This is a genomic window from Streptomyces sp. NPDC029164, from assembly GCF_055563995.1.
Genome location: NZ_JBVHWW010000018.1, coordinates 1 through 24098 on the forward strand (window position 1 = coordinate 1; position 24098 = coordinate 24098).

17 protein-coding genes are annotated in these 24098 nt (G+C 71.3%); 10 read left to right on the forward strand and 7 right to left on the reverse strand.

Translation table 11 applies throughout. The annotated features are described in order from the left end of the window. Positions 1 to 245: 245 nt before the first annotated feature. On the reverse strand, positions 246 to 1754 hold the full coding sequence (gene rpsA / locus ACZ4VT_RS18625; RefSeq protein WP_362815093.1) for a 30S ribosomal protein S1: 1509 nt from the start codon (positions 1752 to 1754) through the stop codon (positions 246 to 248). A gap of 353 nt (positions 1755 to 2107) precedes the next feature. Here rpsA and ACZ4VT_RS18630 point away from each other — a divergent pair, with 353 nt between their 5' ends. Then, entirely contained in the window at positions 2108 to 2956 is an 849-nt protein-coding gene (locus ACZ4VT_RS18630) for a class I SAM-dependent methyltransferase (protein WP_467950926.1), read from the forward strand. Between the two features lie 4 nt (positions 2957 to 2960). Further along, positions 2961 to 5576, forward strand: a complete 2616-nt coding sequence (locus ACZ4VT_RS18635; protein WP_467950927.1) for an ATP-dependent RNA helicase — start codon at positions 2961 to 2963, stop codon at positions 5574 to 5576. Here the strand turns inward: ACZ4VT_RS18635 and pgfA are convergent. The 3 genes from pgfA to ACZ4VT_RS18650 form a co-directional block, all read right to left on the reverse strand. Continuing rightward, positions 5566 to 6552, reverse strand: coding sequence for a cell envelope lipid trafficking protein PgfA (gene pgfA, locus ACZ4VT_RS18640; RefSeq protein ID WP_467950929.1), 987 nt, complete (start codon positions 6550 to 6552; stop codon positions 5566 to 5568). The genes ACZ4VT_RS18635 and pgfA overlap by 11 nt on opposite strands. Positions 6553 to 6566: 14 nt before the next feature. Beyond that, entirely contained in the window at positions 6567 to 6707 is a 141-nt protein-coding gene (locus tag ACZ4VT_RS18645; protein ID WP_107050459.1) for an SPW_0924 family protein, read from the reverse strand. A gap of 171 nt (positions 6708 to 6878) precedes the next feature. Continuing rightward, positions 6879 to 7568, reverse strand: coding sequence for a hypothetical protein (locus ACZ4VT_RS18650; protein WP_467950931.1), 690 nt, complete (start codon positions 7566 to 7568; stop codon positions 6879 to 6881). A gap of 172 nt (positions 7569 to 7740) precedes the next feature. On the opposite strand from ACZ4VT_RS18650, the gene ACZ4VT_RS18655 reads away from it, so the two are divergent. Then, the gene (locus tag ACZ4VT_RS18655) at positions 7741 to 10476 is read left to right on the forward strand and encodes a P-loop NTPase (protein WP_467950933.1); all 2736 of its coding nucleotides are present in this window, start codon (positions 7741 to 7743) and stop codon (positions 10474 to 10476) included. 15 nt (positions 10477 to 10491) lie between these two features. On the opposite strand, the gene ACZ4VT_RS18660 is transcribed toward ACZ4VT_RS18655, so the two are convergent. Beyond that, positions 10492 to 11748 (reverse strand): lytic transglycosylase domain-containing protein, encoded by a 1257-nt coding sequence (locus tag ACZ4VT_RS18660; RefSeq protein WP_467950935.1) that lies wholly within the window; start codon positions 11746 to 11748, stop codon positions 10492 to 10494. 196 nt (positions 11749 to 11944) lie between these two features. Between ACZ4VT_RS18660 and ACZ4VT_RS18665 the strand changes: the two genes are divergently transcribed. After that, the gene (locus ACZ4VT_RS18665) at positions 11945 to 12802 is read left to right on the forward strand and encodes a DUF4184 family protein (protein ID WP_467950937.1); all 858 of its coding nucleotides are present in this window, start codon (positions 11945 to 11947) and stop codon (positions 12800 to 12802) included. 33 nt (positions 12803 to 12835) lie between these two features. On the opposite strand, the gene polA is transcribed toward ACZ4VT_RS18665, so the two are convergent. Further along, the gene (gene polA, locus ACZ4VT_RS18670) at positions 12836 to 15556 is read right to left on the reverse strand and encodes a DNA polymerase I (RefSeq protein WP_467950939.1); all 2721 of its coding nucleotides are present in this window, start codon (positions 15554 to 15556) and stop codon (positions 12836 to 12838) included. A gap of 130 nt (positions 15557 to 15686) precedes the next feature. Here polA and ACZ4VT_RS18675 point away from each other — a divergent pair, with 130 nt between their 5' ends. Together ACZ4VT_RS18675 and ACZ4VT_RS18680 are read left to right on the forward strand one after the other, a co-directional pair. Then, positions 15687 to 17957: an FdhF/YdeP family oxidoreductase gene (locus ACZ4VT_RS18675; protein WP_467950941.1), complete on the forward strand. Its 2271-nt coding sequence runs from the start codon at positions 15687 to 15689 to the stop codon at positions 17955 to 17957. A 54-nt stretch (positions 17958 to 18011) separates the two neighbouring features. Then, the gene (locus ACZ4VT_RS18680; RefSeq protein ID WP_467950943.1) at positions 18012 to 18506 is read left to right on the forward strand and encodes a PaaI family thioesterase; all 495 of its coding nucleotides are present in this window, start codon (positions 18012 to 18014) and stop codon (positions 18504 to 18506) included. Positions 18507 to 18551: 45 nt separating this feature from the next. Here the strand turns inward: ACZ4VT_RS18680 and ACZ4VT_RS18685 are convergent, their stop codons facing one another. Beyond that, positions 18552 to 19022 (reverse strand): HEAT repeat domain-containing protein, encoded by a 471-nt coding sequence (locus tag ACZ4VT_RS18685; protein ID WP_467950945.1) that lies wholly within the window; start codon positions 19020 to 19022, stop codon positions 18552 to 18554. A gap of 143 nt (positions 19023 to 19165) precedes the next feature. On the opposite strand from ACZ4VT_RS18685, the gene ACZ4VT_RS18690 reads away from it, so the two are divergent. From ACZ4VT_RS18690 to ACZ4VT_RS18705, 4 genes are all read left to right on the forward strand, one after another. Continuing rightward, on the forward strand, positions 19166 to 19795 hold the full coding sequence (locus tag ACZ4VT_RS18690; protein WP_467950947.1) for a hypothetical protein: 630 nt from the start codon (positions 19166 to 19168) through the stop codon (positions 19793 to 19795). A gap of 300 nt (positions 19796 to 20095) precedes the next feature. Then, positions 20096 to 21328: a branched-chain amino acid ABC transporter substrate-binding protein gene (locus tag ACZ4VT_RS18695; protein WP_351595245.1), complete on the forward strand. Its 1233-nt coding sequence runs from the start codon at positions 20096 to 20098 to the stop codon at positions 21326 to 21328. A gap of 108 nt (positions 21329 to 21436) precedes the next feature. Further along, positions 21437 to 22369, forward strand: coding sequence for a branched-chain amino acid ABC transporter permease (locus ACZ4VT_RS18700; protein WP_030707127.1), 933 nt, complete (start codon positions 21437 to 21439; stop codon positions 22367 to 22369). A 5-nt stretch (positions 22370 to 22374) separates the two neighbouring features. After that, positions 22375 to 24096, forward strand: a complete 1722-nt coding sequence (locus ACZ4VT_RS18705) for a branched-chain amino acid ABC transporter permease (RefSeq protein WP_467951124.1) — start codon at positions 22375 to 22377, stop codon at positions 24094 to 24096. The last annotated feature ends 2 nt before the right edge of the window (positions 24097 to 24098 follow it).

Here is a 24098-nt window from a genome sequence, read left to right on the forward strand (position 1 = left end):
GAAAGGGGGGAAGCGACGGAGACGCGTAGGCCGCTCATCCCCTCCCCCCCCCTCCCCCCCCCTCCCCCCCCCCCCCCCCCCCCCCCACCCCCCCCCCCCCCCCCCGCCGGGCCAACAGTGAATCGGCGGCGGATCGGCGGCGGATCGAGGGGGAAACGCGGTGAGGCCCGCCCCCCGAAGGGGACGGGCCTCACCGTTCAACTCAGCTCAGCTCTGCTCACACCGGAGTGTGATGCGCGCTGCGATCAGCTCTGGCCGCCGGCCAGCTTCTCGCGGAGCGCGGCCAGGGCCTCGTCCGACGCCAGGGCGCCGGAGGTCTCGTCCGACTCCGAGGAGTACGAACCACCCGAGATGCCCGCACCGGCGTTGCCACTGGCGGCCGGGGCGGCAGCACCCTCGGCAGCAGCGGCCTCGTCGGCCTCGCGGCTCTTGATGACCTGGGCCTGGTGCTGCTCGAAGCGCTGCTGCGCCTCGGCGTACTGGGTCTCCCAGGCCTCGCGCTGCTTCTCGTAGCCCTCGAGCCAGTCGTTGGTCTCGGGGTCGAAGCCCTCGGGGTAGATGTAGTTGCCCTGGTCGTCGTAAGACGCGGCCATGCCGTACAGGGTCGGGTCGAACTCGACCGACGCCGGGTCGGCACCGAAGGACTCGTTGGCCTGCTTCAGGGACAGCGAGATCCGGCGACGCTCAAGGTCGATGTCGATGACCTTGACGAAGATCTCGTCGTTGACCTGGACGACCTGCTCCGGGATCTCCACGTGGCGCTCGGCCAGCTCGGAGATGTGGACCAGACCCTCGATGCCCTCGTCCACGCGCACGAACGCACCGAACGGAACCAGCTTGGTGACCTTACCCGGGACGACCTGACCGATCTGGTGGGTCCGGGCGAACTGCTGCCACGGGTCCTCCTGCGTCGCCTTCAGCGACAGGGAGACGCGCTCGCGGTCCATGTCAACGTCGAGAACCTCGACGGTGACCTCCTGGCCGACCTCGACAACCTCGGACGGGTGGTCGATGTGCTTCCAGGACAGCTCGGAGACGTGGACGAGACCGTCGACGCCACCCAGGTCCACGAAGGCACCGAAGTTGACGATCGAGGAAACGACGCCGGAGCGGACCTGACCCTTCTGCAGGGTGGTGAGGAACGTCTGGCGAACCTCGGACTGGGTCTGCTCAAGCCAGGCGCGGCGCGACAGAACCACGTTGTTGCGGTTCTTGTCGAGCTCGATGATCTTCGCCTCGAGCTCCTTGCCCACGTAGGGCTGGAGGTCGCGGACGCGACGCATCTCGACGAGAGAGGCCGGCAGGAAGCCGCGGAGGCCGATGTCGAGGATGAGACCACCCTTGACGACCTCGATGACGGTACCGGTGACGATGCCGTCTTCTTCCTTGATCTTCTCGATGGTGCCCCAGGCACGCTCGTACTGAGCGCGCTTCTTCGAGAGGATCAGGCGGCCTTCCTTGTCCTCCTTCTGGAGAACCAGGGCCTCGATCTCGTCGCCGACCTTGACGACCTCGTTCGGGTCGACGTCGTGCTTGATCGAGAGCTCGCGGCTCGGGATGACGCCTTCGGTCTTGTAACCGATGTCGAGGAGAACCTCGTCCCGGTCAACCTTGACGATGACGCCGTCGACGATGTCGCCATCGTTGAAGTACTTGATCGTCTCGTCGATCGCCGCGAGGAACGCGTCCGCGTCGCCGATGTCGTTGACCGCTACCTGCGGAGTGGTGGCGGTGGTCTCGGTGCTGCTCGTCATGTGGGAAAGGGCTCCGGTTACGGACAGAAAGTCGTAGGTACTGCTACGCCGGGAGCCCTTATCGGCATCCACCGAAGACCGGACAGCCAAGGAGGCCCCCGATCCGCAGAAGAGCGGCGGGGCCTCGAAAACCGAGGGGACATCAACAGATGCAAGCGCAGCCTGCTAGGTCTGAGGAGCACAGGCTCGCAGCGCAACTTGTAGCATACGGGGGCAGCCGGACAGGGTCAATGCGCGAAGGCGCACACCCCGGGCGGATCGCCGCACAACCGGCACAATTCATGGGCGGGAAGCCGTTTCTGGCGCTTCCTGCCACATTCAGAAGACATTCGCAGACTACGACGACGGGCCCCATGAACCAAGAGGACTACGCCTCCGAAGTAGCGTCCGAAGCCGATCCGGTATCCGCGGAAGACGCCGAGGCCACACGGCGTGACGCGGGGGAAGCGGAGAGCAGCCGGGCGAGCCGGGGCTGGTGGGACCGCAACGCCGACGACTACCAGAGCGAGCACGGCGCGTTCCTCGGCGACGACCGCTTCGTATGGGGACCCGAGGGGCTGGACGAGGCGCAGGCGGGCCTCCTCGGTCCCGCCGCCTCCCTCAAGGACAAGGACGTGCTGGAGATCGGCGCCGGCGCCGCCCAGTGCTCGCGCTGGCTCGCCGCGCAGGGCGCCCGCCCGGTGGCCCTCGACCTCTCCCACCGCCAGCTCCAGCACGCCCTGCGCATCGGCGACGACGTTCCCCTGGTCGAGGCCGACGCCGGACGCCTCCCCTTCCGCGACGCCTCCTTCGACCTGGCCTGCTCCGCCTACGGGGCCGTCCCCTTCGTCGCCGACCCCGTCAACGTCATGCGCGAGGTGCGCCGCGTCCTGCGCCCCGGCGGCCGCTGGGTCTTCTCCGTCACCCACCCCATCCGCTGGGCCTTCCCCGACGAGCCCGGCCCCGAGGGGCTGTCCGTCGCCGCCTCCTATTTCGACCGGACCCCGTACGTGGAGCAGGACGAGCAGGGGCGCGCGGTGTACGTCGAGCACCACCGCACCCTCGGCGACCGGGTCCGCGACGTGGTGACGGGCGGCTTCCGCCTGGTCGACCTGGTCGAGCCGGAGTGGCCCGAGTGGAACAGCCAGGAGTGGGGCGGCTGGTCACCGCTGCGCGGCAACCTGATCCCCGGCACCGCGATCTTCGTGTGCGAGAGGGACTGATCCCTTGATCCGCCAGGCCGCCCTCGACGCCCTCCCCGTAAGAGAGGCCGTGCCCGCGCTGGTCTCCGCGCTGGACGGCCACGGCGCCGCGGTGCTCTGCGCCCCGCCCGGCACCGGCAAGACCACGCTGGTGCCGCTGGTGCTGGCGGGGCTGGTGGGCGGTGGGCCCCGGCGCCGGGTCGTGGTCGCCGAGCCGCGCCGGATCGCCGCCCGGGCGGCGGCGCGGCGGATGGCCTGGCTGCTGGGCGAGGCCGTCGGCGGTTCGGTGGGCTTCACCGTGCGCGGGGAACGGGTGGCGGGACCGGAGACGGTGGTCGAGGTCGTGACCACGGGCGTACTGCTCCAGCGGCTCCAGCGGGACCAGGAGCTGACGGGTGTCGACGTGGTGGTCGTGGACGAGTGCCACGAGCGGCACCTGGACGCCGACACGGTCGCCGCCTTCCTCCTCGACGTACGGGAGACCCTGCGCCCGGAGCTGCGGCTCGTGGCGGCTTCGGCGACCACGGACTCCGCCGGCTGGGCGCGGGTGCTGGGCGGCGCGCCGGTCGTGGAGGCCGCGGGCGTCTCGTACCCGGTGGAGACCGTCTGGGCGCCGCCGGCCCGGCCGGTGCGGCCCCCGCACGGGATGCGGGTGGATCCGGCGCAGCTGACGCACGTGGCCTCGGTGGTGCGGCGGGCCCTGTCCGAGCGCGCCGGCGACGTCCTGTGCTTCCTGCCGGGCGTGGGCGAGATCGCCCGCGTCGCCGGGCAGCTGGGCGGGGTGGACGCGGAGGTGCTCCAGGTCCACGGCCGGGCCCCGGCGGCCGTGCAGGACGCGGCGCTGACCGCCTCGGACCACCGGCGGGTGATCCTTTCCACGGCCGTGGCGGAGTCGAGCCTGACCGTTCCCGGGGTTCGGGTGGTGGTGGACTCGGGGCTGGCCCGTGAGCCCCGGGTGGACCATGCCCGGGGGCTGGGCGCGCTGGCGACCGTACGGGCGTCCCGCGCGGCCGGGCGCCAGCGGGCGGGCCGGGCCGGGCGTGAGGCGCCGGGCGCGGTGTACCGCTGCTGGGCGCAGGCGGAGGACGGCCGGCTGCCCGCGTTCCCGTCGCCGGAGATACGCATCGCCGACCTGGCGCAGTTCGCCCTGCAGGCGGCGTGCTGGGGCGACCCGGACGCGTCCGGGCTGGCGCTGCTCGATCCGCCGCCGGCCGGAGCGATGGCGGCGGCGCGGGAAGTGCTGCTCGCGGTGGGCGCGGTGTCCACGGCGGGGCGGCCGACCCCGCGCGGGCTGCGGATGGCGCGGCTGGGGCTGCACCCGCGGCTGGCCCGCGCCCTGCTCGACGGCTCGGCCGCGCTGGGGGCCCGGCGGGCGGCGGAGCTGGTGGCGCTGCTGAGCGAGGAGCCGCCGCGCGAGTACGGGGACGACCTGGCCGCGGCCTGGCGGCGGGCCCGCGCGGGCGGCGATGCCTATGCGGCGCGGTGGCGGGCGGAGGCCAGGCGGCTGGAGCGTGCCGCCGCGGAACGAAACCCTGCGGGGCTCTCCCCCACCCCGCCCCTTCCCGAAACTGTGGGCTCCGCCCCCAGCCCCCCGTCCCGGGGCTCCGCCCCGGACCACACGGGGGCTCCGCCCCGGACCTCCGGCAGTGGCGCGGCACCTGACGACGGCGCCGCCGGGCTCGTCGCCGCGCTCGCGTTCCCCGAGCGGGTCGCCAGGGCCAAGGGCCAGGGGGCTTTCCTCATGGCCTCGGGGACCGGGGCCGAGCTCGGCGACGGGTCGGGGCTGCGCAGCGCGCCCTGGCTGGCCGTCGCCGTCGCCGACAGGCCCCCGCACTCCGCCTCCGCGCGGATCCGGCTGGCCGCCGTCATCGACGAGGACACCGCCCGGGCCGCCGCCGCGCACCTGTGGACCGAAGGCGAAGAGGTGCGCTGGGAGGACGGGGACCTGATCGCCCGCGCCGCGCAGCGGCTCGGGGCGATCGAGCTCGCCGTACGCCCCCTGCGCACCCCGGACCCGGCGCTCGTACGGGCCGCCCTCCTCGACGGGCTCCGCACCGAGGGCCTCGGGCTGCTGCGCTGGTCCCCGGACGCGCAGGCACTCCGGGCCCGGCTGGGGTTCCTGCACCGCACGCTCGGCGGTGCGTGGCCCGACGTGGCAGAGGACGGCGCCCTGCTGGACCGCGCCGACGACTGGCTGGAGCCCGAGCTGTCGCGGGCCCGGCGCCGCGCGGACCTCGGGCGGATCGACGCCGGGCAGGCCCTGAACCGGCTGCTGCCGTGGGCCACCGGTGAGGCCGCCCGGCTGGACGAGCTGGCTCCGGAACGGCTGGAGGTGCCCAGCGGATCCCGGATCCGGCTGGACTACTCCGCCGAGCACGGGCAGCCGGTGCTCGCGGTGAAGCTCCAGGAGCTGTTCGGGCTGGCCGAGACCCCGAAGGTGGCCGGTGTGCCGGTGCTGGTGCACCTGCTGTCGCCGGCCGGCCGGCCCGCGGCCGTCACGGCCGACCTCGCCTCCTTCTGGCAGGGCGGCTACCGCGCCGTCCGCGCCGAGCTGCGCGGCCGTTACCCCAAGCACCCCTGGCCGGAGGACCCGGCCACCGCCGAGCCCACCCGCCACACCAACGCCCGTCTCAGGCGCTGACCCCTTCCTCTTCTCCCCGCTCCCGCACCCGGCGGCCGCGGGCCTCCAGCCACAGCGCCAGCGCGAGCAGCGCGAGCCCTCCGGCCGTCAGGCCGATCGGTGCGTAGGTGTGCAGCGCGAGGACCTTCGTACGGTTGGACTTGACCAGGTCGACGGTGTGGTCGGAGTAGTCCTCGCGCATCGTCACGTGTCCGGCGAAGGCGGTGAGCTTGCCGTCGGGGCCGCCCGCCGCGATGCCGCCGCGCATCTCCTGCTGGATGTCCTGCTCGGCGTTGACCGGCGCTCCGGTCACCGGGTCGACCCAGAACCTGACCTTGGCGGTGTACCAGAGGGTGGTTCCGGTGGCCGCCTCGATCGTCGACGGGTCGATGCCCTCGATCGGCATCTTCTTCGGCATGGCGACCTTGGTCCAGGGGATCGTCTGCTCGAAGTAGTAGACGTCCATGCCCTTGAAGGTGCGCGGGCCGACGTAGTGGATCGGCGAGGAGGTGCGGGTCTGCGCGTCGAAGTACAGGTAGTCGCGCGGCTCGGTGAAGAACGGCCACTTGAACTCGATGCCCTCGCGCTTGACGGCGTCCCCGTCGACCATCTCCCCGGTGGCGTGCACCGGATCCTGGGTGTGCGCGTCGAAGATGTAGCGCTCGGGGATCTGGGAGACCATCTTGCCGTCCGGGCCGATGATGTACGACAGCGTGTCCCAGACGACGACGTCCTTGCCCGCGCTCGCCTCGATCTCCTTCGACGCCTCCACGTTCCCCTTGAGGGTCTGGACGATGGTGACCTTGTCGACCTTCTTGGGCTGCATGCCGCCGGCGTAGTCGAGGAGGGTGGCGTCCTTCGCCTCCAGGACCATCTCCTGGTACTGGCCCGGCGGGATCTTGGCGAGGCGGGGATACGCGTACCAGCGCAGCAGCGGCGCGAGGGCTGCGCAGAACACGGCTAGGGCCAGCAGGACAAGGCTCGCTCTGCGTCGCACGGCCGGGCCCTCCTCTACTTTCCGGGCGCGGGGGGCGCGGTGGTGAGCAGGGGCCTGGGTGAGGTCTTGCCCTCGGGCGCCCCGAACGCCGTGACGGCGAGGACGAGGAGTACCGCGAGGACGAGCCCGCTGGCGGCGGCGATGAATGCGCGCATGCCGGGCCTCCGGAATCTGATAGGGCGTCAGGGCGGAGGCACCGTAGCAATGCGGAGGCGAGATGAGAACCGTCTGCGCGGCGGATCACGCGAAACGCCCCCTGACCTGCGTGCGAGACGCATGCCGGAGGGGCGCTTCCCCGCGGTTGGCCCGGTTCGCGCCGGCCCGGTTCACGGCCCGGCGGGCTCCGGATCCCGGTTCTGCACGGCGGCGTTCTGCACGGCTGCGTTCTGCACGGCGGCCAGCTTGTCCCGTCGATCGCGGTCGCCGTCGCCCTTGGTGCTGAGGATCGTGTCGCAGATCTCGCGCAGCTTGTCCGTCGCCTGCTTGGAGAACAGGCCGCACAGCCCGGCGATGCCGGAGAAGCCGTACGGGTTCGTCGCTCCCGCCCCGGAGCTCCCCGCGAACAGGCCTCCCCGCAGCAGCAGGTACACCAGCAAGGCCAGCGCGACGCCGATGCCCGCCCTGAGCAGGTACCACCACAGCCAGCTCGCGTACAGCCGCCGGTTGCCCACGTACGTCGCGAACGAGGTGGCCGCGTGGACGAAGCTGCCGAGGGCGCTGCAGAGGATCACCGCGAGGAGCATCGCGACATCGGCGGTGAGTGCCCATTCACCCAGGCCCAGGGGCGACCACCGCGCCGTGGCCGCCGCGTCCGTCCCGGGCGCGACGAGGGCGAGGAGGATCGGCCACAGGCTCAGCAACCCGCCGCACAGCAGCACCACTTCCGCCAGCAGCAGGACGCCGAGGGCCGCGGTGGCCGCCGTCGGCAGGTGGTGTTGCCGAGCGCCGGCGGCGGCGCCGGCCCCGTCCGTGTGCTCCGCCGTCTCCTCGCCCTGCCGAGGTGTTGTCCCGCTCAACCGTTCGCCCCCGTCGATCGCTTGTCCGGGTGCGACCGGCCGTCACCCGTCCGGTCCCTCACTATGTCGCTCAAGTACCGGACGTCACAAGTTCGTTGGAGCCCAGCGGACCCGCACGCGGCAATAGACTCCCATGCCTCTGCAAGGCAACGCGACGCACGAGGGACGTTCGATGAACACGATCGGAATCAAGGCCGGCGAGGAGAAGGCCCTCATCTACCGGTTGAGGTCTCTGCTGACCGAGCGCAGCCGGCCGGTGGCCTTCATCGTCGGATCGGGCATCAGTGCGGGAGCGGTCGACGGCGTGCGGGCGATCGTGGCCTCGATGCGCACGATGATCGGCGATCCGGGAGAGGTCGCCTTGTTCGACGGACGGGTGACGGGCCCGTCCGACGCGGAGAAGTACCAGCAGGCGGCCGACTTCGCCCTGGAGTTCCGGGACCAGGACTGGCTCAACATCGTCATCCGGCAGGCGGTCCTGGGCGCTTGCCCGGACCTCACGCCCGAGGAGCGGAGCCGGCTCGCCCGGGCCGACGAGAAGGAGCTGGAGGCATTCGAACGGAGCTCCCCCCTGTGGCGCCTGAACCCCGCCACGCAGGCGCTGGGCCGTCTCCTCCAGCTGCTGCCCCGCGAGCGCCGCGGACCGGTGATCACCACGAACTTCGATCCGCTGCTGGAGATCGCCGTGCGCCGGGCCGGCGCCCGCGCGAGCTGGCAGCAGATCGACCTCGACGGAAAGCTCAGCCGGGGTGAGGACGAGGACGCCGTCGACATCGCGCACGTCCACGGCTACTGGCGTCAGGGCGACACCCTGCACACCGTGCACCAGCTGCAGAAGCCGCGGCCCCAGCTCCACGGCAGCCTGCGCGGCTCGCTGAGCGGCCACGCCGTCGTCGTCGTGGGCTACAGCGGCTGGGACGACGCGTTCTCGCGCTCGCTGCGCGAGTTCGTCCGGGAACAGGACATGCAGCGCACCGACCTGATCTGGTGCTCCTACGACCCGCTCACCGACGAGAGCTTCTCCTCGGGCCTGCTGGGGGAACTGCTCGAAGCCCCCCGGCGGAGCTTCTATCAGGGGATCGATGCCAACCGCCTGTTTCCCGGGCTGGTCGACAGCTATGTGGCGGCGGTCGAGTGCCCCCGAGGCTGGCGCCGCATCGACCGCTCCCTCCTCGACGACCTGGGTTCGAGGACACCGGGCGAGGCGGAGGCCGTCGCCTTCTTCGACGGCGCGCAGCCGGACTGGCCCGAGGCGCTGGACCCCCGGATTCCGCGCCTGTCCCTCGTCGGGGAGCTCACCGAGGCGGTGGCCCAGTGCCTCGACGGTGGCGGCGCCGGCGCCGGCGGCGACGGGCGGATCGTGGCGGCGGTGGGCCCGATGGGTGAGGGCAAGTCGATGGCCCTGCGCCAGGCCACCGTCGATCTGGCGCGCACGCGCGACGACGTCACCGTTCTCTGGCGGGAGCGCGGAACGTCCGTCGACCCCGAGGCGATCCTGGCCATTCCGCAGCGCGCGGGGCAGCACATCCTGCTGGTCAGCGACGACGGAGCCCACGTCGTCGACGACCTGAAACGGCTCATGCCCCAGGCCAAGGCGCAGGGCCGTACGGACATCCACGTGCTGTTGGCGGCTCAGGAGTGGGAGTGGCGCAACCGCCGCCCCTGGCAGGACCTCGGCGGCTTCCTGGCCGGCACCGTGAAGGTCCACGGACTCCTGGAGCAGGACGGGGAGGACATCGTCGCCGCCTGGCGGGACTTCGGCGCACTGCGGGAACTCGCCAAGGCGCCCGAAAGCGAACGGGCCCGCAAACTGGTCGACTTGTCGCAGGCGACCTTCGGCCGGCAGGAGAGTTCGCTGGTGGGGGCCATGCTGGCCCTGCGGTACGGCCCCCTGCTGGGCGAGCACGTCGAGGAGTTGCTGCGGCGGATCGAGCGCCACCCCATGCTGCGCGAGGCCTTCCTGATGATCGCCCTGCTGCACGCCGCCTTCGACACCAAGAACCGCCGCATCCGGCCGATGTCACTGCGGATTCTCGCGCAGGCCCTGGAGGCGAAGCGGACCGACATCGAGATGCAGGTCGAGGACACCCTCCGCAAGGAGGCCGCCCTGTCCGACCACGGCGAGAACCTCTGGGTGAGGCACGTCTCCATCGCGGAGGCGGCCCTCCGGATCAGCCGTGCACAGCGCCCCGACGAACTCGTCGCGCTCATCCGCAAGGTGGTCGGTGCGGCCGTACGGCTGTCCCCCGCCACCAGCGCCCTGGACGACGACCTCTACTCGACCGCGTACCTGTCCTCCCGGCTGCAGATCGCGCAGGAGGCCGTCGCGGCCAGTGAGGCGGCCGTCGCCGCCGCACCGGCCCGGCTGAGCTACCGGACGAGCCTCATCGCCGCCCTGCGCACGGCCAAGCGGCTCTCGGACGCCGGCGAGGCCGCCGAGCGGGCGGCCAAGGAGATGGCGTCCATGACCGACCCCGACTCGAGGTTCGGCTTCCTCCTGGAGTGGGGGACGGTGGCCGGGCAGGACCGGCGTCCCGAGAGCAACGCGCTCCTGGTCGGCGCGGCGCTGGCGCTGTCCGTCGAGGAGTCCCAGGTCGTGTACGCCCTCGTGAACATGGGCGTCCCCCTGACGGATCTGCACCGGAAGAACCCGGACCCGGTGTACCTGGACGCGCTGCGGGGCGTGGTGGGACTGCTGAAGGCACGCCGGCGCAGCCGTCGGCAGGACGGCTTCCTCGCCCGGCACAGCGCCTACCTCAGCGCGTGCGGGACCACTGCCCTGGCCGGTGAGGACGCCTGGGACGCGCTGCAGGCCGCCCTCGACAGGCTGCGCCCGAACGCGCGACCGACGCTGGCTCCCCATCTGAAGTCCGCGGGCAAGTCGGTACGCCCGCCGAAGGGAGCCTAGGACCTCTCCGCTTGGCTACGGGGTGGCCCCGGGGGTCGGCCGGGCCGCCTCCGGCGTGGAGGACGGGGACGGGAACGCGGAGGCGGAGGCGGAGGCGGAGGCGGAGGCGGACGGCGTGGGCTTCGGCGCCGGGCTGGCCTTCGGGGGTGTGGTGGCCGTGGGCGAGGGCTGGGGGGTCGGGGTGGGAGACGGGGTCGGCGTCGGCGTGGGGCTGGGAGTCGGCGTGGGTGTAGGTGTGGGCGCCGGCTTCGGGTCCGGAGTCGGCGTAGGTGTGGGGTCCGGAGTCGGCGTAGGCGTGGGCGTCGGGGTGGGCTTCGGGTCCGGAGTCGGCTTCGGCGTCGGGGCGGGGGTCGGCGAGGGCGCGGGCGGCGTGGGGCTGGGCTTCGGCGCCGGTGCCGTGGGCGTGCCCGCCGCCTTGCCGGGGCTGTCCGGGACCTCGTGCGTGCCCTTGAGGTAGTACGTGAACCAGGACCGGACCGTCCGCAGGTACTCCGTGGAGTGGTTGTAGGAGAGCACCGCCCGGTCCAGGTCCGCGTCCGTCCGCAGGTCCCGGGTGCCCGCGCACAGGTACCGCGCGGCCGCGAGGGCCGCGTCGTGCACGTTGTTCGGGTTGCGGCGCCCGTCGCCGTCCGCGTCCTGGCCCCACGCCGCCCACGTGGAGGGGATGAACTGCATCGGCCCGACCGCCCGGTCGTAGCGGGCGTCGCCGTCGTAGGCCCCGCCGTCCGTGTCGGAGATGTTCGCGAAGCCGTTGCCGTCGAGCACGGGCCCCAGGATCGGCCGCAGTGTGGTCCCGGCCGCGTCCACCTGGCCGCCGCGGGCCTGCCCGGACTCCACCTTGCCGATCGCCGCGAGGAGTTGCCAGCGCAGTCCGCAGCCGGGGTCGCTCTGTCCCACCGTCTTCTCCGCGCGCACGTAGGCCGCCAGCACGCTCGCCGGTATCCCCTGCGCCCCCTCGGCCGGTCCGGTCCCGGCGAGCACCGGCACCGTCGCCGCCTCCGGGGCCTGCGGCTGCGCCGGCCGCGCCTCGTCCGGCAGCACCACGGCCGGCGGCTCCGGACTCACCAGAGGCGGGAGTTCGGTGATGTAGTCGGAGTCGCCGCCGCTCACCTCCGCCGTGAGGACCGGTTCGCCCTCACCGACGGCGACCGTGTGGTCCTCGCCCGCGCCCGCCGGCCCCTGCGAGGCGGTGAGCGCGGCGGCCACCAGCGCGGAGACCAGGGCGGCTGCCGCCCCCTTGCGCAGCCTGCGTCCGATTATTCGAGCCGACATGATCCGGACCCCTCCCCCTCGACGTCCGCGTGACCATACGTCAACTCCCTGTAAAGGGCACGGAAGGAGGCCCGGAATTCACCACATCGCCACGTCCGTGCGCAGGTCACGCATACTGTCGGGACCCTTCGGGCGCATTGGCCCGAAGTAAGGAACATCGACGAGAACATCCACGAGAACGTCCAGGAGAGGTGTCATGCCGTTCACTCTCAGCCACGCGGCCGCCGTACTTCCGGCCATCCGCCGGACAGGGCGTGCGCGGGGCCCCCTGGTCGCCTCGGCCCTGGTCCTCGGGTCGTTCGCGCCGGACACCTTCTACTTCACGGACGCGATCGTCGAGGGCGTGATGGCCTACGGGAGCTTCACGCACTCGCTCGCGGGGGTGTTCACCCTGGATGCCGTGCTCACCGCCGCCCTGGTGGGGTGCTGGCTGCTGCTGCGCGAGCCGCTGATCGCGCTCCTGCCGCGCGGGTGGCGGGGCCGGGTGTACGCCTTCGTACGCGGTGAGGAGTGGCGCGAGCGCCGCCGACTGCCCGCGCTCGCCGCCTGTTTCTACGTGTCGGCCGTGGTCGGCTCCCTCACGCACGTGGTGTGGGACAGCTTCACGCACATCGACCGCTGGGGGACGAACGCGCTGCCGGAGCTGGAGGAGCCGCTCGCTTTCGACCTGCCCCTCTACTCGTACCTGCAGTACGGCACTTCGGCGGTCGCGGCCTGCGCGCTGCTCTGGTTCCTGGTGACCGCCCTGCGGCGGCTGCCCGCCTCCCCCGCCCCCGCGTCCGTGCCGGTGCTCGGCCGGGCGGAGATCTGGGGCGCGCTCGCCCTGGTCGTGGGGTGCGTGGCGGCCGGGGTCACGATGCGCGTGATCCGCTTCTTCACCTTCTTCGACCGGATCCGTACGCCGCTCGACATCATCCCGACGGTCTGCTTCGGGGCGGGCGGCGGCCTCGCCGTGGCCCTGCTGCTGTACGGGGTGCTCGTACGGCTGCGGCACGGCGGCGACCGCGCCGCCCGTACGGACGAGGAAACGCGGACGCCCGTCCCCACCGCCTGAGCGGGGACGGGCGCTGCCCTGGCCGTACGGGCCTCAGTGCGCGGCGGACTCCCAGTCCGGGCCGACCCCCACGGACACGTCCAGCGCGGCCCGGAGCTCGACGGCGGCGCCCATCTCGCGCCGCACCAGCTCCTCGACCTGCTCGCGCTCGCCCGGGGCGATCTCCAGCACGATTTCGTCGTGGACCTGGAGCAGCATCCGCGAGCGCAGGCCGGCTCCGCTGATCGCCTTGTCCACGCGCAGCATCGCGACCTTGACGATGTCGGCGGCCGTGCCCTGGATCGGGGCGTTGAGCGCCATCCGCTCGGCGGCCTCGCGGCGCTGGCGGTTGTCGCTGTTGAGGTCGGGCAGGTACCGGCGGCGGCCGAAGACGGTCGCCGTGTATCCGGTGGCGCGGGCCTCGTCGACGACCCGGCCCAGGTAGTCGCGGACCCCGCCGAAGCGCTCGAAGAAGGTCTCCATCAGGCCGCGCGCCTCGGCGGGCTCGATGTTCAGCTGCTGGGCGAGGCCGAAGGCGGAGAGCCCGTACGCGAGGCCGTACGACATGGCCTTGATCTTGCGGCGCATCTCGGCGTCGACCTGGGACCGCTCCACGCCGAACACCTGGGAGGCGACGGTGGTGTGCAGGTCCTCGCCTGTCGCGAAGGCCTCGATCAGGCCCTCGTCCTCGGAGAGGTGGGCCATCACGCGCAGCTCGATCTGGCTGTAGTCGGCCGTCATCAGGGACTCGAAGCCCTCGCCGACGACGAAGCCGCGGCGGATGGCCCGGCCCTCGTCGGTGCGCACCGGCACGTTCTGCAGGTTGGGGTCGGTGGAGGACAGCCGGCCGGTCGCGGCGACGGTCTGGCTGAAGCTGGTGTGCACCCGGCCGTCGGCGGCGATGGTCTTGACCAGACCCTCGACGGTGACGCGCAGCTTGGCCTGCTCCCGGTGGCGGAGCATGATCACGGGCAGGTCGTGGTCGGTCTGCGTGGCCAGCCAGGCCAGCGCGTCCGCGTCCGTGGTGTACCCGGTCTTGGTCTTCTTGGTCTTCGGCAGGTCCAGCTCGCCGAAGAAGACCTCCTGGAGCTGCTTGGGCGAGCCGAGGTTGAACTCGTGGCCGACGGCCGCGTGGGCCTCCTTCACCGCCTGCTGCACGGCTCCGGCGAACTGCTGCTCCATGGCCTCCAGGTGGTCGCGGTCGGCGGCGATGCCGGACCGCTCCATCCGGGCGAGGAGCTCGGACGTCGGCAGTTCCATGTCGTGGAGCAGCTCGGCGGCGCCCACCTCGGCGAGCTTGTCGGTGAAGGCGTCGCCCAGGTCGAGGACCGCGCGGGCCTGCGCCATCAGCGCCTCGGCCTCGGCCGTGTCGTCGGCGCCGAAGGCCAGCTGGCCGTCGGCGGCGGCGGGCGCCAGCTCGCGGTGCAGGTACTCCATGGACAGGACGTCCAGGCCGAAGGACCGGCGGCCGGGCTTGACCAGGTACGCGGCGAGCGCGGTGTCCATGGCGACGCCGCCCAGCGACCAGCCGTGCTCGGGGAAGACCCGCCACAGCGCCTTCGCGTTGTGCACGACCTTGGGGCGTGCCGCGTCCGAGGCCCAGGCCCGGAAGGCCAGCTCGTCGGTCTCGTCCAGCGACAGCGGCTCGAACCAGGCGGCCGCTCCGCCGGCCGCGGCGAGCGCGACCTCGGTGATCCGGCCGGCGCCCAGCGCCCAGCTGTCGACGGTGGCGATGCCCAGCGGTCCGCCCGCGTGGGCCTCCAGCCACGGGGCCAGCTCGCCGGTGCCGAGGACGGAGGCGTCCAGCTCCACGCCGGCCGCCGGAGCCGGGGGCTCCTCCTCGGCCGTGCCCGGGTCCACGGCGAGCAGCCGCTCGCGCAGCGAGGCGTTGCGGATCTCCAGGACGTCCAGCACGCCGAGCATGGCGGTCCGGTCGTAGGCGACGCGGACCAGGTCGGCGGGGGTCTTGGGCAGTTCCACGTCCTTGACCATCTCGGTCAGGACCCGGTTGAGCTTGACGGCCTCCAGGTGGTCCCGGAAGTTCTGCCCGGCCTTGCCCTTGACCTCCTCGGCGCGCTCCACGAGCTCCGCGAACGACCCGAACTGGGTGATCCACTTGGCGGCGGTCTTCTCGCCGACGCCGGGGATGCCGGGCAGGTTGTCGGACGGGTCGCCGCGCAGCGCCGCGAAGTCCGGGTACTGCTGGGGGGTGAGCCCGTACTTCTCCTCGACCTTCTCCGGGGTGAACCGGGTCAGCTCGGAGACGCCCTTGGTGGGGTACAGCACGGTGGTGTGCTCGGAGACGAGCTGGAAGGAGTCCCGGTCGCCGGTGACGATCAGCACGTCGAAGCCGAGGGCCTCCGCCTGCGTCGCGAGCGTCGCGATCACGTCGTCGGCCTCGTAGCCGTCGACCGCGAACCGCGGCACGTGCATCGCGTCGAGCAGCTCGCCGATCAGCTCGACCTGCCCCTTGAACTCGTCGGGGGTCTTGGAGCGGTTCGCCTTGTACTCGGGGAACTCCGTCGAGCGCCACGTCTTGCGCGAGACGTCGAACGCCACCGCGAAGTGCGTGGGCGCCTCGTCGCGCAGCGTGTTCGCCAGCATCGACGCGAAGCCGTAGATGGCGTTGGTCGGCTGGCCGGTCGCGGTCGTGAAGTTCTCCGCGGGCAGCGCGAAGAACGCCCGGTACGCCAGGGAGTGCCCGTCCATGAGCATCAGGCGGGGGCGGTCCGCTGCGGTCGTCTGGTCCGTCTTCTTCGATGCTGTCTCTGCCACGCCCCCGATCCTAGGCGCCCCCACCGACAAATCCGGACGGCCTGTGCGGAGGGGCAAATCCGCCGTCCGTGATGTCGGCGGAGCGTGACAGGATCGGTGGATACGACAGGACTGTTCAAAGGGGAGCGTCATGGCCACCAAGCCGCCCGCAGGTGATCCGGTACAGGATGCTCCGCAGGTCGCGCCCCCGAAACACGCCGCCGCGGGGCTGCCCGCGATCGGGCACACCCTGAGGATCGCCCAGCAGCAGATGGGCGTGGCCCGCACCGCCCGCACCCTGCTCAAGGTGAACCAGAAGGACGGCTTCGACTGCCCGGGCTGTGCCTGGCCCGAGGGCGACAAGCGGCACACCGCCGAGTTCTGCGAGAACGGCGCCAAGGCCGTCGCGGAGGAGGCCACCCTGCGCCGGGTCACACCGGAGTTCTTCGCCGCGCACCCGCTGGCCGACCTGGCCACCCGCTCCGGTTACTGGCTGGGGCAGCAGGGCCGGATCACGCACCCCATGCATCTGCCCGAGGGCGGCGACCGGTACGAGGCGATCAGCTGGGAGCGGGCCTTCGCGGTCCTCGCCGAGGAGCTGACCGCCCTCGCCTCCCCCGACGAGGCCCTCTTCTACACCTCGGGCCGCACCAGCAACGAGGCCGCGTTCCTCTTCCAGCTCTTCGCCCGCGAGTTCGGCACGAACAACCTGCCCGACTGCTCCAACATGTGCCACGAGTCCTCGGGCTCCGCGCTGAACGAGACCATCGGCATCGGCAAGGGCAGCGTCTCCCTGGAGGACCTCCACCGGGCCGACCTGATCATCGTCGCCGGGCAGAACCCCGGCACGAACCACCCGCGCATGCTCTCCGCCCTCGAACAGGCCAAGTCCGCCGGCGCGAAGATCATCTCGGTGAATCCGCTGCCCGAGGCGGGGATGGAGCGGTTCAAGAACCCGCAGACGCCCCTCGGCATGTTCAAGGGCACCGCCCTGAACGATCTCTTCCTGCAGATCCGCATCGGTGGCGACCAGGCCCTCTTCCGCCTCCTGAACAAGCTGGTCATAGAGGCGGGCGGCGCCACCGACGAGGCCTTCATCCGCGAGCACACCCACGGCTATGAGGAGTTCGCGGCCGCCGCCGAGGAGGCCGACTGGGCGGAGACCCTCACCGCCACCGGGCTGACCCGGCCGGAGATCGAGCAGGCGTTGGCCATGGTCCTGGCCTCGGAGCGCACGATCGTCTGCTGGGCCATGGGCCTCACCCAGCACAAGCACGCCGTCGCCACCATCCGCGAGGTCGTCAACCTGCTCCTGCTGCGCGGCAACATCGGCCGGCCGGGCGCCGGCGTCTGCCCGGTGCGCGGCCACTCCAACGTGCAGGGCGACCGCACCATGGGAATCTTCGAGCGGCCCGCGCCGGCCTTCCTCGACGCCCTCGACAAGGAATTCGGCATCACCTCGCCGCGCGGCCACGGTTTCGACGTGGTCCGCTCCATCGAGGCCCTGCGCGACGGCCGGGCCAAGGTCCTCTTCGCCATGGGCGGCAACTTCGTCGGCGCCACCCCCGACACCGAGGTGACCGAGGCCGCGATCCGCCGCGCCTCCCTGACCGTGCACGTGTCCACCAAGCTGAACCGCTCCCACGCGGTCACCGGCCGGCGCGCCCTGATCCTGCCCACCCTCGGCCGCACCGACAAGGACGTGCAGGCCTCCGGCAAGCAGTTCGTCACGGTCGAGGACTCCATGGGCATGGTCCACTCCTCCCGCGGCAACCTCCCCCCGGCGAGCCCGCACCTGCTCTCCGAGCCCGCGATCGTGGCCCGGATGGCCCGCGCGGTCCTCGGCGCCGCCTCCGCCACCCCGTGGGAGGAGTTCGAGCGGGACTACGCCTCGATCCGCGACCGGATCGCCCGCGTGATCCCGGGCTTCGAGGACTTCAACGCCAAGGTGGCCCGCCCCAGCGGCTTCCGGCTGCCGCACGCCCCGCGCGACGAGCGCCGCTTCCCCACCGCCACCGGCAAGGCGAACTTCACCGCCGCGCCCGTCGAGTACCCGAGGATCCCCGAGGGCCGGCTGCTCCTGCAGACCCTGCGCAGCCACGACCAGTACAACACCACGATCTATGGCCTCGACGACCGCTACCGCGGCATCACCGGCGGCCGCCGCGTCGTCATGGTCAACCCCGAGGACGCGGCGGAGCTGGGCCTGGCCGACGGCTCGTACACGGACCTGGTCAGCGAGTGGAAGGACGGCGTGGAGCGGCGGGCGCCCGGCTTCCGCGTCGTGCACTACCCGACGGCCCGCGGCTGCGCCGCCGCGTACTACCCGGAGACGAACGTGCTGGTCCCGCTGGACTCCACCGCGGACACCAGCAATACCCCGGCGAGCAAGTCCGTCGTCGTGCGGTTCGAACCGGCCTGATAGAACGACCTCAGGACAAGAAGGTTAACGAGCGTTGACGAACGGAGCCTGACCATGGGCGAGCAGCACGCAGTGAAGTTCCCGCAGGAGGTACTCGACGAGTACGAGGCCCTGGGCATCGACCTCCCCGCACTGTTCTCGGCGGGAGACCTCGGCGAGCGGATGGACATCCGCATCCTGGAGGCCTCGGCCGACCGCGTCGTCGCCACCATGCCCGTCAAGGGCAACACGCAGCCGTACGGACTGCTGCACGGCGGCGCCTCCGCGGTCCTGGCCGAGACCCTCGGCTCGATCGGCGCGATGATGCACGGCGGCATCACCAAGATCGCCGTCGGCGTGGACCTGAACTGCACCCACCACCGGGGCGCCCGCACCGGCATCGTCACCGGTGTCGCCACCCCCGTGCACCGCGGCCGCTCGACCACCACCTTCGAGATCGTCATCACCGACGAGCAGGACAAGCGGATCTGCACCGCCCGCCTGACCTGCCTGCTGCGCGATGCCGGCCAGTCCGCCGGGGCCGCCACCGAGAGCCCCGCGAAAGCCTGACCGCCCCGCACGAGCACCCTGGCGAGCACCGCCGCGCCCCGGGAGTCAGGCCGTCCCCTCACCGGGGGACTCCCGGAGCCGGCGCAGTTCGTTCACCGCGTCCGCCGCCTCCCTGCGCACGTCCGGGTGGTGATGGCGGAGGAACCGCTCGACGACCGGCAGCACCGCCCGGTCGTCCGTGCAGCCGAGGATGGCCAGGACGTACTCCAGGAGCGGGGGTTCGAAGCCGTCCACGCCGGCGGCGAGCGGCTCCACCACCCGGTAGGGGAGCTCGTAGGGCGTGGTGGCCGTGCAGATCGCGTGCAGCGCGGACTCCCGCAGCGTGTGGCTCTCATCGGAGAGCGCGACGGCCACGAGGCGCTCGATCGCCCGCTCGGCGTCGTCCTGTGTCAGGCGGCCGGTCTCCAGGACGTCGCCGACGACTTCGAGACAGCCGTCGCGGCGGCCCGCGTCGGGGGCGCCCAGCTCCTGCCAGGCCGATTCGACCCACTCCTCGGAACTCCGGTATCCGTTCACCGCCGGAGCATAGGAGACACGGTCGCCGGCCTGCGCGCGTTCCCGGACCGGTCCCCGCCCCGCAACCGCCCGGAATCCGCCAGTCCGCACGCTTCGCGGTGACATCTGTTGTGTCACCGATGGTGACCGCCTACCTTCCCCTCATGGGGACCATGCCACGCCCGGCCCGGTACGCCGCCCACACCCTCCTCGCGGCGCTCGCCCTGACCGGATGCTCTTCCTCCGCACCACCCCGCGCGGCGGTCTCGGAGAGCCCTTCCGCCGGCCCTTCCCCGCCCGCCCAGGTCTGCACGAGCCTCGTCTCGTACTGGGCGAAGGAGACCCTCCTGGGCACCAAGTGGTCCGGTCTCGACTGGGAGCAGAAGGGCCTGTCGAACGAGCAGTACGCGATCCACGAGGAAGCCGTCGCCGCGGGCCGCGCGGAGGAGCGAACTGCCGGACGGGACAAAGCAGTTGAGCTGATCGACCGCTTCGTGGCCCAGCGCTGCGCCGAGCAGGACGGCGCGACCGGCAGCTCGGAGAACCGGCGTGACCCGGGTCACCGCATTCCGAGCGCACTGTCCGGCTTCCGGGCAGATGCGCGCATACGGCCGAACCGCAGGTCGGAGGCCATGTCGTCGGCCTGGACAAGATCCTTCCGCCAAGGGCGGATCGCGCACCTCATTACTCTGAGTAATTCACATGCTGTACGCAATCCGTCTTTTCCTCCGAGAATCGCCACTGGGGGGATTCCCTCAGACACGCACCGCCACATTCGGCCGAATTTGATCTAAGACAGGTGCATGGAGGCCTCAAGCCCCTTAGGCGAACAGGTATTTCTCAGGATGCGGACACTATTCACCGTCACGAAATGTCCGTTGCGTCCACACTCCCGCCACACATTCTTGGCCTTGGCATAACAAGAGCGTCACATCCTCCTTTCCCGCCTCCCGGTGCTCGCCACCTCGGGCCTAGAGTCACGGCCAGTCACCGCGCCGCAGGGCGCGAATCAGCACGGCCGTGGACCTCCCAGTGCGGCCCGGCGACCTAACGGCACCTCTCACGAGAGAGCCGCGCCAGGGAAAGGAAGAATCGTGCGACACCGTTCTTTGCTCGTTCTCACCACCGTGATCACCACGGGAGCACTGACCCTCACCGCTTGCGGATCGCGCGACGGAGACTCCAAGGACAACGGCGGCGGCAAGAAGACCGTCGTGGTCATCGGCGTGGACGCCCCGCTCACCGGCTCGCTCTCCGCGCTCGGCCAGGGCATCAAGAACTCCGTCGACCTCGCGGCCAAGACGGCCAACAAGAACAACGAGGTCCCGGGCATCGAGTTCAAGGTCGAGGCCCTCGACGACCAGGCCGTCCCCGCCTCCGGCCAGGCCAACGCCACCAAGCTCGTCGGCAACAAGGACGTCCTCGGCGTCGTCGGCCCGCTGAACTCCGGCGTCGCCCAGCAGATGCAGGGCGTCTTCGCCTCCGCCAACCTGGCGCAGGTCTCCCCCGCCAACACCAACCCCGCGCTCAGCCAGGGCGACAACTGGGGCAAGGGCGAGTTCAAGCGCGGCTTCAAGACCTACTTCCGCACCGCCGCCACCGACGTGGTCCAGGGCAAGTTCGCCGCCCAGTACCTCTTCAAGGACGCCGGCAAGAAGAAGGTCTTCATCGTCGACGACAAGCAGACCTACGGCGCCGGCCTCGCCGCGATCTTCGCGGACGAGTTCAAGAAGCTCGGCGGCGAGGTCGTCGGTACCGACCACGTCACCGTGAAGGAGACCGACTTCTCCTCCACCGCCGACAAGGTCAGGACCTCCGGCGCCGACTCCGTCTACTTCGGCGGTCAGTACCCCGAGGGCGGCCTGCTCGCCGACCAGATCAAGAAGACCGGCGCCAACGTCCCCCTCATGGGCGGCGACGGCATCCAGGACCCGGCCTTCATCAGCGCCTCCGGTGAGGCCAACGAGGGCGACCTCGCCACCTCCATCGGCTACCCGGTCGAGAAGCTGGACACCGCCAAGAAGTTCATCGAGGACTACAAGGCCGAGGGTTACAAGGACCCGTACGCCGCCTACGGTGGCTACTCCTACGACGCCGGCTGGGCCGTCATCCAGGCCGTCAAGGCCGCCGTCGCCGCCAACAGCGGCAAGCTGCCCGCCGACGCCCGCGCCAAGGTCGTCGAGGCGCTCGGCAAGGTCTCCTTCGAGGGCGTGACCGGCAAGGTCGCCTTCGACGAGTACGGCGACACCACCAACAAGCAGCTCACGGTCTACAAGGTCGAGGGCGGCAAGTGGGTCGACGTCAAGAGCGACACCTTCAACCAGTAAGCCCTTAGTCCCCCGCACCACCCGCACCACCTGAACCAACGCCGCGCGAGGGCGCAAACAGCGCCCTCGCGCGGAGTCTTATCCGACACGCTCATCGGAGGCCCTGCGGTGCACGAACTGCCGCAACAGCTGGCCAACGGCCTGGCCCTCGGTGCTCTCTATGGCCTCATCGCCATCGGGTACACCATGGTCTACGGCATCGTCCAGCTCATCAACTTCGCCCACGGCGAGATCTTCATGATCGGCGGCTTCGGCGCGCTCAGCGCCTACGCCATCCTCCCGACCGGCACCTCCCTGCTGATCGCGATACCCGTCATGATCGTAGGAGGTGCCGCCACCTCCGTCGCCGTGGCCTGCGCAGCCGAACGCTTCGCCTACCGCCCCCTGCGCAGCGCCCCCCGGCTCGCACCCCTCATCACCGCAATCGGCCTCTCGATCGCGCTCCAGCAGCTCGTCTGGCAGTTCTACCCGGACGCCAAGAAGGCAGTCAGCTTCCCCGAGTTCAAGGGCGCGGCCTTCAAGATCACCGACAGCCTGGCGATCCAGCGCGCGGACCTCTTCGTCCTCATCCTCGCCCCGCTCTGCATGCTCGCCCTCGGCATCTTCGTCCAGAAGAGCCGCAGCGGCCGCGCCATGCAGGCCACCGCGCAGGACCCCGACACCGCGAAGCTGATGGGCATCAACACCGACCGCATCATCGTCATGGCCTTCGCCATCGGTGCGGCGTTCGCGGCGGTCGCCGCGGTTGCCTACGGCCTCGACAAGGGCCAGATCAACTTCGAGATGGGCTTCATCCTCGGCCTCAAGGCCTTCACCGCGGCCGTCCTCGGCGGCATCGGCAACATCTACGGAGCCATGGTCGGCGGCGTCGTCCTCGGACTCGCCGAAGCCCTCTCGATCGCGTACATCGAAGAGATCCCCGGCATGCAGCAGCTCGGCGGTGGAGCCTGGTCCAACGTCTGGGCGTTCGTACTCCTCATCGTCGTCCTCCTCGTGCGGCCACAGGGCCTGCTCGGCGAGCGCGTCGCGGATCGGGCGTGAGAACCATGACCACCAACACCACCCCGCAGACCGACACGGTGAAGCAGGGCCCCGCGCCCACCACGCTCCTCTACGCGGTCATCGGCGGCAGCCTCCTCACCATCGTCAGCGCCTTCCTCGCGTGGACGTGGACCGCCGAGTTCCCCGGTGACCTGACCTACTACGGCAGCCCCGCCGGCCTCCAGTACGTCACCCTCGCCGGAGCCGCCCTCACCCTCGCCTACGCGCTCTCCGCGCTCGGCGTCAAGGGCCTCGGCTGGCTCGCCCCCACCGGATCCCGCAAGGCCATCTGGTTCCTGGCCCTCGGCAGCCTCGCCGCCACCTGGTTCACGGTCATCTCCATCACCGTCGTCCTCGGCGGCGTGATCAACCTGGAACCCGGCGCGTACGTCGCCCTCGTCGGCTCGCTCATCCCGGCCCTCGCCGCGTACAAGATCCCGGACGACACCCGCAAGGCGGCCCCCGCCAAGCAGCTGCCCTCCTGGGCCGAGATCCTGATCATCACCGGCGTCTTCGCCATCGGCCTCTTCGTCATCACCTTCGGTATCGACACCGATGACAAGGAACCGCAGCTCTTCGTCGCCTACCTGATCACCGTCGGCTTCATCGCCCTCGCGCTGAACAAGGCAGGCCTGTTCGCCCGCCTCGGCGGCATCACCGCCAAGCACCGCCAGGTCACCCTCATCGGAACCGCGGCCGCGGCGATCGCCTTCCCGTTCATCCAGCAGAGCGGCGACACCTACACGCTCATCGCGGTCAACATCCTGATCTTCGCGACCGTCGCCCTCGGCCTCAACGTCGTCGTCGGCCTCGCCGGCCTCCTCGACCTCGGCTACGTCGCCTTCCTCGGCGTCGGCGCCTACGCCGCGGCCCTGGTCTCCGGAAGCACCGCATCCGCGTTCGGCATCCACCTGCCCTTCTGGGCAGCGGTCATCGTCGGCGCCCTCGCCTCGCTCGTCTTCGGCGTGGTCATCGGAGCCCCGACGCTGCGCCTGCGCGGCGACTACCTCGCCATCGTCACCCTCGGCTTCGGAGAAATCTTCCGCATCGCCATGGGCAACCTGGACGGCACCTCCGGCCCGGACATCACCAACGGCCCCAACGGCATCCCCAACATCCCCCACCTCGAAATCTTCGGGTGGAACTTCGGGGAATCCCACGTGGTCGGCGGCATCACCCTCGGCGCCTACGCCAACTACTACTTCCTGATGCTGCTCGTGATGGCCCTGGTCGTCGTGGTCTTCGCCCGGGCCGGCAGCAGCCGCATCGGCCGCGCCTGGGTCGCCATCCGCGAGGACGAGACCGCCGCCGAAGCCATGGGCATCAACGGCTTCAAGGTCAAGCTCATCGCCTTCGCCCTCGGCGCCACGCTCGCCGGCCTCGCCGGCACCGTCCAGGCACACGTCAACAGCACGGTCGTCCCCGAGAACTACGTCTTCGCCGGGCCCGTCCCGCCGAACTCCGCGTTCCTCCTCGCCGCCGTCATCCTCGGTGGCATGGGCACCATCCGCGGCCCGATCCTCGGCGCCGCACTCCTCTTCCTGATCCCGGCGAAGCTGGCCTTCCTCCAGGACTACCAGCTCCTCGCCTTCGGCATCGCCCTCATCCTGCTCATGCGCTTCCGCCCCGAAGGCCTCATCGCCAACAAGCGCGCGCAGCTCGAGTTCCACGACGACACCGCTGACCAGGCCCCCACGGACCTGGCCACCGCCAAGGCGGGGGCATAACG